The following is a 15,489-nucleotide window of genomic DNA, read 5'->3' on the forward strand; positions in this document are numbered from 1 at the left end:
AATGGCACTTTGAATTTTTTTAGGATGAAGGTGTCCTGATTGATTTGAAATGAATTCTTACTTTTTTAGGCAAAAGAGAAAAGGTTTCACCCGACCAAGTTTTCAATTCTTATTTCATCTCCAGCACAAGCACCGTTCTGTTGGGTACATACAATTTGATACACTGATGCTCATCGGTAAAATAGTTTACTTTTCGATCCAGACGCTCGAAACCGCTGAATTGCTTTTCATCGGAATTAAGTAGATGCCTATACTCCCCAGCTTCTTTCACATGAACGGGAAGTCCGAAAAATGACTCAGTAGGATGGAATGAGAACACGAAAATCAACCCACCTCTTTGATAGGCCAGGATCTTTTTATCCGGATCCAGATGAAGTTGCTCAGCAGGAGCGGAGGCAAGTAGCAAATAGTCATTCGCAAGTTTGATGATGGCTTTGTCCCAAGCGTCCAATTGTCCATAGCGAAGTAGGGGGTCATCCACTAGTGACCATTGCCGACGCGCGTACTGATGGCTCCAGTTATTGCCCTCTCTCGGGAAATCTACCCAATCGGGATGTCCAAATTCATTGCCTATGAAATTCAAATACCCTTCACCACCCAGTGTGAGCGTGATCAATCGGATAAGTTTGTGCAGCGCAATTCCACGATCTACAATCAGATTTTGTTGGAGGAGAGACATGGAGAAATACATATCTTCTTTCATCAGTCGGAAGGCAAGTGTTTGATCACCTACTAAAGCCTGATCATGACTTTCGGCATAGCCAATTGATCTTTCTGCTTGAGGACGATTGGTCAGCTGATGCCAAAGCTCAAACATATCCCATTCCTCGTCTTGTTTGTGCTTAAGCGTTTTGATCCAAAAGTCAGGAACTCCCATGGCCATTCGGAAGTCAAATCCAAGTCCTCCATCGGCAATAGGCCTCGCAAGTCCAGGCATGCCGCTCATATCTTCAGCGATAGAAATGCTCTGAGGATTAATCCTATGCATAAGGGTATTTGCGAGCTGTAAATATAAAACGGCATCCTCATCCACATTTTTATCAAAATACAAATCAACCGAGTCAAAATCCATGAACAATCCGTGATGCGAATACATAATAGAGGTCACTCCATCGAACCGAAATCCATCAAAATGAAATTCCTCTAGCCAATAGCGGATATTTGAAAGTAAAAACTGCTGCACCTCCCGCTTGGCATAATCAAAGACTTTGGAGTCCCATGCTTCATGATAGCCCTTGTCTCCAGGGTGGAAATATTGATGTTCGCTACCGTCAAACTCATTTAAACCTTCATTTACATTTTTGATCGCATGAGAATGAACAATATCCATGACTACTGCTATCCCCATTTCATGCGCTTTGTTCACCAGAGACTTGAGTTCCTCTGGTGTGCCAAACCTTGAAGTGGGAGCAAAGAAATTAGATACATGGTAACCAAATGAGCCATAATACGGATGCTCCATCACTGCCATGAGTTGGATGGTATTATATCCGGCAGCTTTGATTCTAGGGAGTGTTAGCTCTTCAAATTCTTGATAGGTTCCAACTCCAAGTTTCTCCTGGGACATTCCCACATGGCACTCATAGATCAAAGGTTGCTTGAGGCTATTCTTCGTGGTAAAAGATGCATCCGTCCATTTGAAATCCTTTGCAAACCAAAGTTGTCCTGCGACATCATGAGTATTTTCATCCTGAATCACCCTTCTGATATAAGCAGGTATTCTGTCCAAAGCACCGTTTTCGGCTATGACATGAACCTTTACTTTACTGCCATGAATGAAGCTATCTTTGTATTGGTCATAAGGCAAGAAAATCTCCCAGTCGCCACGACCGCTTTTTTTCATGGGATGCGAGCTCCTGTTCCAGTTATTGAAATCACCGAAAAAGTTTAGTTGATTAGCTGCAGGTGCCCATTCCCGATACACCCAGCCTTTTCTCCAAGCTTCAAAATGGATCCCATAGAAATTATGAACTGAGGCATATTCGAGTATATTTCCAATGAAATCATCTATTCCTCGAATAGCTTCCTGATATCGATCAAATCTTCTCTGGATTTGAGGTTCATATTGAGCAAGCCAAGGTTCTTGTCGAACTAAAGCGATTTTTTGTGAATCTTCCACTTATTGTTTTTTTAGCTGATTTCAATTTAGAAAAATGCAGGTGGAAATTACCAAGCAGAGGCTTTTGAATTTCGTTTCTTTTATTCTCCAAAAAGAAAAGGTACCGAAATTTCACTTTCAGTACCTTAATTTAACAATGCAAAGTCACTTGATTCTATCTATGAAGGATTTAGACGATATCATTGATTCTTGGGTCCAGGCCATATTCATTTGTCCCATCTTGCCCTTTTTTGACAGCTAGCCAGATGAATCCTATGAAATTGATTGGAGGTGGGATCAATAGGTATAAGGCATATTTCCAATTAAGTCCTATGTCGTGTAGTCTTTTGATCGCCTGAATCAGCAAGACGCAGATAGATGCAATAAGTACTACTCCTGCTCCATAGAAAATCGGCCAGGATTCAGATTGGAAGCTGTCCCAAATCAGCAATAAGCATAGGAGATTGATGAAATAAAAAATAATAAATAATACCAGATACATTCTTCTGGTGATTCTTCCGGTTGGTTTAAATATAGAGTACATACTTAAACAACGCCTTCTGGAAAAAGTTGTTTAAGACTTCCGTATAAAATTAAATTCGGTTTTAATGCTTTTCGAAGACCATCTCTGGTTCCCGCACTTCTATATGTCCTTTGTCATTGATCTGATCCAGTGTCACTTGCTTCAATTCATTGATCAGCATTGGGTCGTATTTGGCAGCGACACGAATGTAGTTTTCGGTGAAGCCGTGAATTTTACCGTCTTCTATATCTTCTTCAAAGAGCACTGTGAATGTTTTGCCTAAGTTTTCAGTGTAGAATTTCCTTCTTTTTTTCTCAGAGAGAATTCGAAGCATTTTTGATCGTTCATTTCTCTTTTTCATCGGAACGACCTCATCCATGTCAGTTGCCCTGGTATTGGCTCGCTCAGAATAGGTGAATACGTGTAGGTATGAAATATCAAGCTCATTCAAGAAATTATAAGTTTCGAGGAATAGCTCGTCTGTCTCTCCAGGAAAACCAACGATTACATCCACACCTATACAAGCATGTGGCATTAGCGTTTTGATCTTGGCCACGCGATCTACGTAAAGCTCACGAAGGTATCTTCTACCCATTTTTCTCAAAATGGTATTGGAACCTGATTGAAGTGGAACGTGGAAATGTGGCACAAATCTCTTGGACTGGGCCGCAAAGCTGATGATCTCGTTGGTGAGCAAGTTGGGTTCGATTGATGAAATTCTCAATCGATTAATTCCTTCCACTTCATCGAGAGCATAGACTAGGTCGGCAAATCGCTCATTTCGTTTGCCATCTACTATTCCGAAGTCACCTATATTCACTCCAGTCAATACGATCTCTTTGACACCAGTTGCAACGATTTCACGTGCAGATTGCAGTGCACTCTCTATTGTATTACTTCGGCTTTTTCCTCTGGCAAGCGGAATAGTACAGAATGCACAACCGTAATTACACCCATCCTGGACTTTCAGGAAAGTTCGCGTTCGGTCATTAATAGAGTATGCATTATTAAAAACGGTGGCCTCTTGGATTTCGGAAGCCAAAACTTTTGTTTCTTGAGCTTTAGCAAAATCATCCAAAAGCTCAATCAAGCGGAATTTTTCCGCGGCACCAAGCACTGCATCTACGCCTTCTATTTCGGAAATTTCCTGAGGTTTTAATTGCGCATAGCAACCGATTATGGTGACGTAAGAGTTTGGAGAAATCTTTTTAGCCTCCTTTACAATCTTCCTACACTTCTTGTCAGCATTCTCTGTGACTGAGCAGGTATTGATAATGAAAATATCGGGATTTTCCTGAAAATCGACTTTCAAATAGCCCTTTTCTTCAAATTGGCGACTGATAGTTGAGGTTTCTGAGTAATTTAGCTTACACCCTAGTGTATAAAAGGCTACTTTTTTCACAATTACGCTTCTGACAATGAGATTGCAAAGGTAATTAATCTTCCCTTGTTTTCAATTCTCCAATTTTTCTACATAAATCCCTCTTGTTAGCAGAAAATGGTGGGATTTTACGATGGTTTATTGAAAAAAGTGTAAATTTTTTCAAATATGAGGTCAAAAATGAGTCAAAAGCATTTTCGGAAACATATTTTTCTATTTTTGTGTGTATAAATTTAAACCACATATTGTAGAAATGGCAACACTCAGACAACAAGCCTTGGCAATGGTGCAGACAAGACAGCGAATAACTGTAAAAGCACCATCCAACAAAATCTCAGACTTTTTCGGTATCAATACCTTTGGCACAGCTCAAATGAAAGTGTCTTTGGCACCTTCAGCTTTCAAAAGGGTTATGGAGGCCATTGATAAAGGATCCAAGATAGACAGTGCAACTGCCGAAGAGGTAGCTTCTGCTGTAAAAACTTGGGCATTATCCAAAGGAGTCACACATTATACTCACTGGTTTCAGCCACTTACTGGTTCTACTGCGGAGAAGCATGATTCATTTTTCGATGCCCTCGGCGGTTTGGAGAAATTCAAAGGCAGTGCACTTGTTCAGCAAGAACCAGATGCATCTTCTTTCCCTAACGGAGGTATCCGGTCTACTTTTGAGGCCAGAGGATATACTGCTTGGGATCCCACATCTCCGATTTTTATTTTCGAAAATACGCTTTGTATTCCTACAATATTTGTTTCCTATACGGGTGAGGCACTGGATTACAAAACTCCATTGTTGAAATCAATAGAAGCTATCAACGAAGCGGCATTAGTTATCTGCCAATTATTTGACAGAAATGTGAGAAAAGTGCAGCCTTCATTAGGTGTTGAGCAGGAATATTTTGTGATCGACAAAGCTCTTTTCTCTGCAAGACCCGATTTGGTAATGGGTGGTAGAACTGTTTTTGGTCACAGCCCAGCAAGAGGTCAGCAGTTGGATGATCATTATTTTGGATCTATCCCTACACGAGTTAAGGACTTCATGGTTGAGTTCGAGAATGAAGCACTTCAATTAGGAATTCCAGTTATGACTAGACATAACGAGGTTGCTCCAGGTCAATTTGAAGTGGCTCCTTTGTTTGAAGAAATTAACAAAGCAACGGACCACAACCAATTGTTGATGGACGTGATGGAGAAAGTTGCCGAGAGACATGACTTGAAGGTTCTACTTCACGAGAAACCATTTGCAGGTGTAAACGGCAGCGGAAAGCACAACAACTGGTCATTGATCACAGATACAGGAATTAACCTTTTCCAGCCAAGCAATTCTGCCAGAGAAAATCTTCAATTCCTTACCTTCTTGGTAGCTACTGTAAAAGCGGTATATGATTACTCAGATCTTTTGAGAGCAAGTATAGCATCGGCGGGCAATGATCACCGTCTTGGAGCTAATGAGGCACCTCCAGCAATTATCTCTGTATTCTTGGGAGCTACGCTTACTGAAGTATTGAATGAGCTTGAGAAAAACGGAAACATCAAGATAGAAAAGGGTGATAATATGTACATGAAATTAGGTATCTCTAAGATCCCTGAAATCATCCTTGATAATACAGATAGAAACAGAACTTCTCCTTTCGCCTTCACAGGTAACAAGTTTGAATTCCGTGCAGTAGGTTCTCAGGCTAACGTCGCCGGACCAATGACTGTACTGAATGTAATCGTTGCGGATGTATTGACTGATATGGCTAAAGACATCGAGAAAGAAATGACTGCCGGTAAAGAGAAAAAAATTGCGATAGTAAACGTATTGAGAAAATACATCAAGGATAGCAAGAAAGTACGATTCGAAGGAGATGGCTACTCTGATGAATGGGCGGCAGAAGCAGAGAAAAGAGGTTTGTCTAACTTGAAGTCAACTCCGTTGGCATTGGACGTATATGCAACTAAAGCTACTAAAGAGCTTTTCGAAAGACACAATGTGATGAACAACATTGAGGTTCATGCCCGTCATGAAATCATGCTGGAGAGCTTCATGAAGAAAATTCAGATTGAAGGTCGTGTGATGGGAGATTTGGCATTGAATCATATTATTCCAACTGCTATTCTATACCAAAACAAAATTATTCAAAATGCCAATGGTTTGAAAGGTCTAGGTTTGGATAATACGGCTGCTGTAGATACGATCAAGGAGGTTTCTAAGCATATAGAGTCATTGAAATCTAATATCACGGCAATGGTTGAGGCACGTAAGAAACTCAACAAAGAAGTGGATATCGTCAAAATGGCAAAAGGCTATCAGATTGATGTAAAGGAAGCCTACTTTGACAAAATCCGATATGCAGTAGATAAACTGGAACTTTTGGTGGATGATGAATCATGGCCACTAGTGAAATACAGAGAAATGCTTTTTCTTAGATAAGTTTTTCTAGATCAGATAATGAAGGCCGTTCCGGGAGGGACGGCTTTTTTTGTTTTTATACTTTAATGAGTGTCCTACATAAGCTATAAGTCCTCAATAGATAGTGCCTTAGTTGATAGATTAGAAAGTGCTTATTGGTGCAAAAGCCCTAATTTGGTTAATAAAAAAACTAACCTCATGACCTGTGTTATGAAAAATTTCTTCGTTTAAAACACCACATATCTAAAATCTATTCAATAATTGATCTTCATAAGGAAAAAGGAGTTGTTCATCCGAATACTTAATGAAAAAAATACACTAATTTCATCTGTTTTATAAAAAAATTACATTAGTGAGCTTTGATAGAATTTTGTTTTTTCTAGCTTTATAAGATCTTAAACATCTTGGTCATTGATTGATAGAAAGTTGCCTGATTGTTTTTGAGAAAATTTTATCATAAACCCTCACTAAACTCGTATGGAACAACCCCAACCAGTAATTCATCATGAAAATCGGAAGATGGTACATGATGCTAAGATTTTATTATTGTTAACCTCAAATTATCAGTTATGAAAAAAGTTTTATCAATTGCTTTAGCTCTGGTCATGATGTTGGGCCTCTCGGTCTCAGCACAAGCTCAGCAGCGAATATTGAAGGGAGTCGTGACCGCTGCAGAGGACGGGCTTCCAATGCCTGGAGTCACAGTCTTGGACAAGACGAACCAGACAGGTACCACTACAAATGTAGATGGTGAGTATTCTATTGCGGTAGGATCCAATTCAGTTGTGATTTTCTCTTTTATTGGGTATGCTACTCAAGAAGTAACAGTCGGCAATCAGTCGGAAGTCAATATCACTCTTAGTGAGGACACTAGCGAACTATCTGAAGTTGTGGTTACTGCCTTTGGTTTGGTATGGACAAAGCACAAAAGTCTTTAGGATATGCTACAAGTGTCATTGAGGCAGATGAGCTAGTAAAAGTAGGCAATACAAATTTAGCTTCTGCCTTATATGGTAAGGCTGCCGGAGTGCGGATTCAGGGAGGAGCTGGCGGCGCGACATCCCCTGTCAACATCCAAATCCGTGGTATTAATTCCATAACAGGTAAAAGCCAACCCCTAATTGTATTAGATGGTGTTCCGATTCGAAATGAAGAAGTCACCAATAATAACTATTGGGGTGATCAGCGCTTGAGAGGAAATGGATTGTTAGATATTAACCCTGCCGATGTTGAAAATATTTCAATTCTGAAAGGAGCTTCTGCTGCGGCACTATACGGATCTGAAGCAGTTAACGGTGTTGTCTTAATCACAACCAAAAAAGGAAAGGCAGGAGAAAACGGGATGCAAGTAGACTTTAATACGAACTTCTCGGTAGATGAAATAGCCTATTTGCCTCGTTATCAAAATGTAAGAGGTCCTGGCATGCCATCTCATATTCTGAATTTGGGCCAAGCTGCTGATGGATTCAACTATACTGCGGATGGGATGCGTACTGTACCAAACTCTTCGACGAACTACGGACCTAAATTCGACGGTCAACCTATGCAGGCGTGGGATGGAATTACGAGACCTTACAATGCGCAGCAAGATAATTATTCAGCGTTGTTCAATAATCCGGTTAGTTCTCAGATAAATATTTCTATTTCCAATGCTACTGAAAAATCAAACTTCCGTCTTTCTTTGACACGTCAGGATAATGAGGCTTTGAGTTTGAATTCTAAAAACAGCAAGAACATTATTAACCTTAACTCTAGCTACCAAGTAAGCAAAAAGCTAACGACGGATTTGATGATTAACTACATCAATCAGAATACTGCAAACCGCCCTTACTCTATTGACCGTCTGATCAATAACTTTGGTGGTATGATGACCCGGTTTGATAATGGTGCGTGGTACTTAGATAGATATCAGACAAGCAGAGGTTACCGATATGTGACTGGTAATGGTCAGAGTTTGACTCCAGATGAAAATATTACTGGAAATGGATTCAGAGGAGATATTGCAGATTATGTTTGGAGAGTAAACAAAAATCAGGCTTCAGAGATTAGTAATCGTGTGATTGGTAGCTTAACTAATACGTTTAAGTTTACTGACGATTTGAATCTTAGAGCTCGTATATCTACAGACTTTACAAGTAGATATAATGAAAGCGAGAATTATTCAGAAAGGCCTTTAGCTTTTGGTCCTTCAGGGTCATTCGGCATGTCCACTGAATTGTTTAGCATTTTATATGGGGATATAATGCTTAATTATAAAAAAGCAATCACAGAAGATTTCACTATTGGAGCAATGCTGGGTTACACAGCAAGAACTGAAAATTCCAGCAGTGTTGGTAGAAGTACTAATGGAGGTTTGAGTACTGAAAACCTTTTTGATATTGTTGCCTCGACAAACATTCCTAATAATAGCTCCAACCGTCAGTATAGAACGATTGATGCATTATTAGGTACTGTGAATTTTGACTACAAAAGCATATGGTTTGTAGAAGGCACCATTCGAAGAGATAGAATCTCTACTATGAATCCTAATAATAATACTTTTGTTTACCCGTCTGTCAATACAGCTTTTGCCCTTACTGATGCATTTGATTTGCCTCAATTTATTACTTTCTCCAAGTTGAGAGGTTCTTGGGGTATTGTGGGTAACTACCCGGATATCTACAGCGCCAATATTGCCTATAGCCAAAATTCTTTGGGTGTACAGCAGCTAGGTGGTTCAAACGTACTTTTTACAAGTTTACCTTCTTCCTTTGGAAATGACGGCATCAGGCCAGAGCAAAAACATGAGTTCGAGTTTGGTTTAGATACTAGGTTCTTTAATAACCGTTTTAGTTTGGATATCTCTTATTATAATGCGCAGATCAGAGATCAAATACTGCCATTAACATTGCCAACTACGTCAGGTGCTTTTTCAGTATTGACAAATATTGGCACGCTTAGAAATACGGGGATTGAGATTCAATTAACTGGTGATATCATATCTACGCCAAACTTCCAGTGGGATGCTACTATTAACTTATCTAAAATCTCAAATAAAGTAGAGAAACTAGCTAACAACGCTACTGAGCTTTTGCATGTTGATTATGACGGCAATGCGGCACAGCTTAGATCAGTAGTAGGTCGTCCAATGGGAGATTTCTACGCTCGCCCTATCGCCCTTGATGCCAATGGCAACCAAGTCGTTCAGCCAAATGGTTTATACAAGATTGATGATCAGAAATGGATTCAAGTAGGCAATGCAATGCCTGACGCTTTGGGAGGTATCATCAATGAATTTTCATACAAAAATTTCAGTTTATATGCTGTGATGGATTTCCAGATCGGTGGTAGTGTAATGCCTACAGGGATCAACTGGATGAAAAGCCGTGGTCTCACTGAAGAAAGTTTGAACTTTATGGATGAAGCGAGTGGAGGTTTGGCTTACTATAGAAATGATACTGGGCAAGGAGTAGGTGTCCCTCACTCTACGGCCCAAGGTCCAAATGGTGAGACAGTATATCATGATGGTATGGTGATGGATGGTGTGGTAGCTGATGGGTCCACCAATACCAATGTGGTTTCTCAAGCTTTCTATTATTGGAATACCTACAACTGGGGTGGACCTCAGTATAGCCAATCCAGATATGAGCTTTATATTCAAGACAATAATTATCTCAAAATGAGGGAATTGTCTGTGGCTTATACGATACCAAATCAAATCACCTCGAAAATCGGAGTTTCAAATGTGAATATCTCCGTGTATGGCAGGAACTTGTTTTTCTTATATAGAAGCATCAAGGACCTAGATCCAGAAGTATTGACTGGAGGATCTAGATGGACGCAGACACTGACTAGTGCGGGTACTAATCCTGCTACCAGAACATATGGTGTGATGTTAAGAGCTAGATTCTAATTGTTGGATAAGATAAAAACATATGAACATGAATTTTAAAAGAATATTTATATACACAATACTGATCAGCGGCTTAGCTAGCTGTTCAGTAGGGGACTTTGAGGACAACTATACAGACCCTTCCAAACTTTCTGAAACAACTGTTGGAAAACAGTTTACAGGAATGATTATGTCCAACCGTCAATCTGTTTTGCCATCCTATTGGGATTACTTTGTGATCAAAAGAATCACTTCAAACAGATACTCTCAGGTTGTTGGTTGGGTGAACGTGGAGAACCAATACGTGCCAGGCTCTGCTGCAGTAAATGACAGATGGAATAACTTCTACAACTTCATGGCTCAGTACAGAGAGCTGCAGAAAGTGTATAATGGGTTGACTGATGTCAAAAAGGAAGATAATCGAGTGTTTATGATTGCTGCGGCAACCTATTTCTATGATCATACACAACAAACTGTGGATTTGTACGGGGATATCCCATGGTCTGAAGCAGGTATGCTCAGTATTAATGGTGGTGATTATTCTAAATCTTACGCGGCTTACGACGAAGCAAGCGACATTTACACTAAAATGCTAGACGATTTACTAGGCTTTGCAAATGAGCTAGGTTCTTTGCAAATCAACCCTGCTACTGTGGTAGATTTTAAAACTCAGGATTTAATCAACAATGGAAACATTGATATGTGGAAAAAATATATCAATTCACTGAGATTGAAAATGCTCACAAGAGTAAGTGGAACGAGCGAGTTCAGTGCCAGAGCTAAATCAGAAATTGGCGCTATTTTGTCCAATCCTGCACAATATCCAATAGTAGAGGTTAATGACAGTAATATCATGTGGGATATTTACTCTTTAGGTACAGTGATAGGTGCAAATGATTTCCGCAGTGGTTTAGAAGATTGGAATGGTAATATTGCGGGCAAAGCAATTTTAAATCATATGGTTAGTAACGATGATCCTAGATTGACTTACGTATTTCAACCAGGCTTGAATGCAAATGGAGAATATTTAGGCCTCGATCCTTTAATGAATCCTACTGAGCAAGATGCTTTAATATTGACTCAAACTTTGAGTCTCTATAATTTCTCAACTATCAGTAGAAACCAATATTTTCCGGGTATCCTGATGACTGCAGCTGAGGTTCATTTATTGGCAGCAGAATTTTACTTAAAGGAAAATCAAGATGCCATGGCAAAAATGCACTTTGAGGAGGCTGTAACACAATCAATTGGTTTTTATCAGTATTTGAGAAGTATCAGCAATAATGCTGAGTCTATTGCTCCAGTTGTCCCTACTGCAGAGTCAGTAAACGACTACTTGGCGATGGATGAAATTTCATGGGATGCTGCTTCCGGAATGGACGAAAAACTTTCGTTAATCGCAGAGCAGAAATGGCTTCACTTCAATGTTATTCAGTCAAATGAAAACTGGCATGAAATCAGAAGATTGAATAAACTGGATTTAGAGTTCTGGGTTGATAACTCAAATCAGCAAAATCTTCCACCATCACGTTGGATGTATCCAGGTTCTGAACAAACTTATAATATGGAGAATTACTCCGTAGTTCAGCCACAGGATAAGTTGACTAATTCTGTTTTCTGGGATATGAATTAAATAATAGATTGGGTTCATAATTAATTAAGGCCTCTCAGATATTTGGGAGGCTTTTTTTTTGGTTTTAGAAAAACTATTCGTGTTTTCACTTATAAACCAGTAAGAGAGAAAAGCAAAGAGAATAAGTTTATTGGCATCATTCCGGATAGTCAAAAAATGCTTTCAGAATGATAGAGTAAGTAAAGGGGATAAGAATTTTTTTAAAAAAATAATTAGTTACGAATATAAACTTTTTAAAAAAAATTAAAAAAATAGATCGGGTTTTATGATAAAATATCTCGGATTTATTTTTGAATAGTTCTTGAAATTTTTAGCTTTACTAATCTAGATTTAAAAAAATCTACTAGTATGGAAGGTGAATCAATAGTATGGAAGGTGAATCAACTTTATTTGCTAAGTTTAGTTTCAATCATAAGCAAGATTTCAAAGTTCAATCGCTTTCATCGCCAAAATTCAACTAACGGCATGATAAACCCATCCAAATATCATCATTCAATTATTTTACACAATTAACTTCACACTATGAAAAAAATTTTATCAATTGCTTTTGCTCTTGGTTTTATGTTATGTGCAGTGCACCTAGCACAAGGTCAAAGTAGAATCTTGAAAGGAGTAGTGACGGCAGCAACAGATGGATTGCCTATGCCGGGAGTCACTATCCTTGAAAAGAGTAGTCAGACAGGTACTACCACAAATGTGGATGGTGAGTATTCGCTGTCAGTTAGCCCAAACTCAGTTTTGGTTTTTTCGTTTATCGGCTTTGCGTCACAGGAAATTACAGTGGGAAATCGCAGCGAATTAAATGTATTGTTAGAGGAAGACGCTAGTGAGCTTTCCGAAGTTGTGGTTACTGCCTTAGGTATCACTAAAGACAAAGAAACCTTAGGATATTCAGTGACAGAAGTAGGAGGTGAATCCCTAAGTGCTGCTCGTGAGAACAATATTGCTAACTCATTAGCGGGTCGTGTTGCTGGTTTGGTAGTAAAAGGAACCAACAGTGGCCCAGGCGGAACTTCCAAGATTACTTTGAGAGGTTTGCCAAGTATCAGTGGTACAGGATCACCTTTATACGTGATCAACGGTATTCCAATGGATAATACCCAAAGAGGTTCAGCCGGACAGTGGGGTGGCGCAGATAGTGGTGATGGTATCGGTAACCTTAGCCCTGATGATATAGAAACGATGACAGTATTAAAAGGTCAGGCAGCTTCTGCACTCTATGGATCCAGAGCTTCGAATGGCGTGATTTTGATCACTACTAAAAAAGGAGCAAAAGGAGGGGATTGGTCTTTGAACTATACCATGAACTACATAGCAGATAATGCAGTTGATTTCACGGATTTTCAGCAAGAATATGGTCAGGGTACTGGAGGTATTAAGCCTGTAACTGCGGCAGATGCGCAATCCACTGGTAGATTGGCTTGGGGTCCAAGGTTGGATGGCAGTTCAGTAATTGGATATGATGGTAATCAATACCCTTATTCACCTACTAACGATAGATACATTGATTTTTACAGGACAGGATCGAATTTCACAAATACAGTTTCGGTATCTAAAGGATTAGGTGCTGATGGATCTTTCAGAATGTCTGTATCCAATCTGGATTCTAGATCAATCGTACCGAATAGCGGTATGGATAGATTGTCAATCAATTTGAATGTGGATCAAAACATTACGGATAAATTGAGTGTGACTGCTATGGTGAATTACATTGATCAGAAATCTACCAATGTGCCAAACCTAAGTGACGGTCCAAAAAACCCAAACAACTTCTTGCTTCTTGCTCCGAATATCAGTCAAAGCATATTTGCTCCCGGTTATAATACCGATACTGGAGCTGAGGCAGTGTTTAGTGATGATATCTTTGTTACTAATCCTTACTTTATTGTAAATCAAGGGATCAATGATGTAGGGAGAAAGCGAACTATATCTGCTATTTCTACAAAATACAGCTTCACGAAGGATATTTTTGCTATGATTAGATTGGGTAATGATGCTTCCACGGATGATTTCTTCAGTATTGATCCATATGGTTTGGCATATACCGCCAATCTGCAAGGAAATCTAAATGCACGAGGACAATCCCAAATAACTGAATTAAACATAGATGGTATCTTGGGAGGTAAATTTGATTTAACTGATAAGATAAATTTGGATCTACTTGCTGGTGCAAATATGAGAAATAACAAGTTTGAATCTGTAGGAGTTGGTGGAAACCGCTTCGTAATCCCATACTTGTATTCTCCTTTTAATGTTGAAAACTTCTCTAGATCGTATGGTTTCAATGAGCGTGAAGTTCAATCTGCATATTACTCTGTTGGGATTGGTTACAATAATATATTGACTTTGACTACTACAGGTAGATACGATGTGTATAGTACGTTGCCCACTGATAATAACAGCATTTTCTCACCTTCCGTTGCAGCTGCTTTTGTATTCAGTGAATTGATGAATAGTTCATTACTTGATTTCGGTAAATTTAGAGCATCCTATGCAGTGACAAGTGGTGAGCCGTTTGATGCCTATCAAAGTACGTTTTACTACAACTCAGCAAACTCTTATAATGGAGTGCCTGCAGGATCGTCTCCTACCTCTCTTCCGAATCTGAATCTTAAGCCGTTTACCACCAGTGAAGTAGAATTGGGATTTGATCTTAGTTTCTTAAAAAACAGATTGACTTTTGATGTGGCTTACTATCAGAAGGAAACTCATAATGAAATTATGAGAGCAGGTTACAGCATAACTTCAGGTTTCAATAGTGCTGTGGTAGCAACAGGATCAACTAGCAATAAGGGGATTGAGGTATTGGTGTCTGGTACGCCAGTTCAAACTGTAAACTTCATGTGGAAGACTTCATTCAACTTGTCGAATGTTAAGAATGAAATTCTAAGTACTGATCCAAATAATAATCCTGTCAATTTGGGACAGAACAGAGCTACTTTAGGAAATGCAGTGACAGCATATGTAGTAGGTGAGGCTGGCCCTCAGATAAGAGCATACGATTATGCTTACAATACTGATGGAAGCATCAAAGTGAGTGAGGCAGGACTTCCTGTTCGTGGCGAATTGATTAACATGGGAACTGTATTACCGACGCTTTATGGTGGATGGAATAACGAATTCAACTACAAAGGAATTATGTTCTCATTCTTGATTGACTACAACTACGGTAACAAAGTGCTTTCTGCCACTGAATTCTATTCTACTTTCAGAGGTCTCAATCAAGTTACACTTGAGGGCAGAGAATCTGGTGTAATTAATGGAGGTGTGACTGCGCCTGCAGAAAGATACTACCAGGCTTTGGCTCAAAATATAACGAGTACCAGTGTAGTAGATGGCGATTTCATCAAGTTGAGACAGTTAACGTTAGGCTATAGCTTCCCTTCAAAATGGTTTGGCAATACTCCGATCATGAAAGGTTTGAGTGTTTCCCTAGTAGGTAGAAACATAGGGTTCTTGATGCGCAAAGCTAAAAACATTGACCCTGAGGCTAGTTTTGGTTCTAATATAAACTATACAGGTATTGAAGGTCAAAATCTTCCTAGCACTAGATCTTTTGGGTTTAACCTTAATTTCAAATTGAATTAA

At 39.3% G+C, this 15,489-nt stretch carries 8 protein-coding genes; 5 read left to right on the plus strand and 3 right to left on the minus strand.

Translation table 11 applies throughout. The features are described 5' to 3' along the window. Positions 1-109 precede the first annotated feature (109 nt). The 3 genes from BVH04_RS15045 to mtaB all read right to left on the minus strand — a co-directional run bounded on the left by BVH04_RS15045 (position 110) and on the right by mtaB (position 4,023). Positions 110-2,119, minus strand: coding sequence for an alpha-amylase family glycosyl hydrolase (locus tag BVH04_RS15045; RefSeq protein ID WP_086542294.1), 2,010 nt, complete (start codon positions 2,117-2,119; stop codon positions 110-112). 169 nt (positions 2,120-2,288) lie between these two features. Continuing rightward, positions 2,289-2,642: a DUF805 domain-containing protein gene (locus tag BVH04_RS15050; RefSeq protein WP_086542295.1), complete on the minus strand. Its 354-nt coding sequence runs from the start codon at positions 2,640-2,642 to the stop codon at positions 2,289-2,291. A 61-nt stretch (positions 2,643-2,703) separates the two neighbouring features. After that, the gene (gene mtaB / locus BVH04_RS15055) at positions 2,704-4,023 is read right to left on the minus strand and encodes a tRNA (N(6)-L-threonylcarbamoyladenosine(37)-C(2))-methylthiotransferase MtaB (RefSeq protein ID WP_086542296.1); all 1,320 of its coding nucleotides are present in this window, start codon (positions 4,021-4,023) and stop codon (positions 2,704-2,706) included. Between the two features lie 232 nt (positions 4,024-4,255). On the opposite strand from mtaB, the gene BVH04_RS15065 reads away from it, so the two are divergent. From BVH04_RS15065 to BVH04_RS15080, 5 genes are all read left to right on the plus strand, one after another. Next, positions 4,256-6,418 (plus strand): glutamine synthetase III family protein, encoded by a 2,163-nt coding sequence (locus BVH04_RS15065; protein ID WP_086542298.1) that lies wholly within the window; start codon positions 4,256-4,258, stop codon positions 6,416-6,418. A gap of 548 nt (positions 6,419-6,966) precedes the next feature. Further along, positions 6,967-7,335, plus strand: a complete 369-nt coding sequence (locus tag BVH04_RS26145) for a carboxypeptidase-like regulatory domain-containing protein (RefSeq protein WP_240510945.1) — start codon at positions 6,967-6,969, stop codon at positions 7,333-7,335. Continuing rightward, positions 7,311-10,289 carry a SusC/RagA family TonB-linked outer membrane protein gene (locus BVH04_RS15070; RefSeq protein WP_240510946.1) on the plus strand — a complete coding sequence of 993 codons (2,979 nt, stop codon included), beginning with the start codon at positions 7,311-7,313 and terminating at the stop codon, positions 10,287-10,289. Before BVH04_RS26145 ends, BVH04_RS15070 begins: the two co-directional genes overlap by 25 nt. 28 nt (positions 10,290-10,317) lie before the next feature. Then, positions 10,318-11,901, plus strand: coding sequence for a SusD/RagB family nutrient-binding outer membrane lipoprotein (locus tag BVH04_RS15075; RefSeq protein WP_317045503.1), 1,584 nt, complete (start codon positions 10,318-10,320; stop codon positions 11,899-11,901). Positions 11,902-12,423: 522 nt separating this feature from the next. Continuing rightward, the gene (locus BVH04_RS15080; protein ID WP_086542300.1) at positions 12,424-15,489 is read left to right on the plus strand and encodes a SusC/RagA family TonB-linked outer membrane protein; all 3,066 of its coding nucleotides are present in this window, start codon (positions 12,424-12,426) and stop codon (positions 15,487-15,489) included.

It is taken from the genome of Algoriphagus antarcticus, from assembly GCF_002150685.1.
GTDB lineage: Bacteria > Bacteroidota > Bacteroidia > Cytophagales > Cyclobacteriaceae > Algoriphagus > Algoriphagus antarcticus.

Bases quoted from the DNA above. Each gene is read 5' to 3' on its own strand.
- BVH04_RS15080 (WP_086542300.1), top strand. From the start codon at position 12,424: ATGAAAAAAATTTTATCAATTGCTTTTGCTCTTGGTTTTATGTTATGT.
- BVH04_RS15065 (WP_086542298.1), top strand. From the start codon at position 4,256: ATGGCAACACTCAGACAACAAGCCTTGGCAATGGTGCAGACAAGACAG.
- BVH04_RS26145 (WP_240510945.1), top strand. From the start codon at position 6,967: ATGAAAAAAGTTTTATCAATTGCTTTAGCTCTGGTCATGATGTTGGGC.
- BVH04_RS15050 (WP_086542295.1), bottom strand. From the start codon at position 2,642: ATGTACTCTATATTTAAACCAACCGGAAGAATCACCAGAAGAATGTAT.
- BVH04_RS15075 (WP_317045503.1), top strand. From the start codon at position 10,318: ATGAATTTTAAAAGAATATTTATATACACAATACTGATCAGCGGCTTA.
- BVH04_RS15070 (WP_240510946.1), top strand. From the start codon at position 7,311: ATGGACAAAGCACAAAAGTCTTTAGGATATGCTACAAGTGTCATTGAG.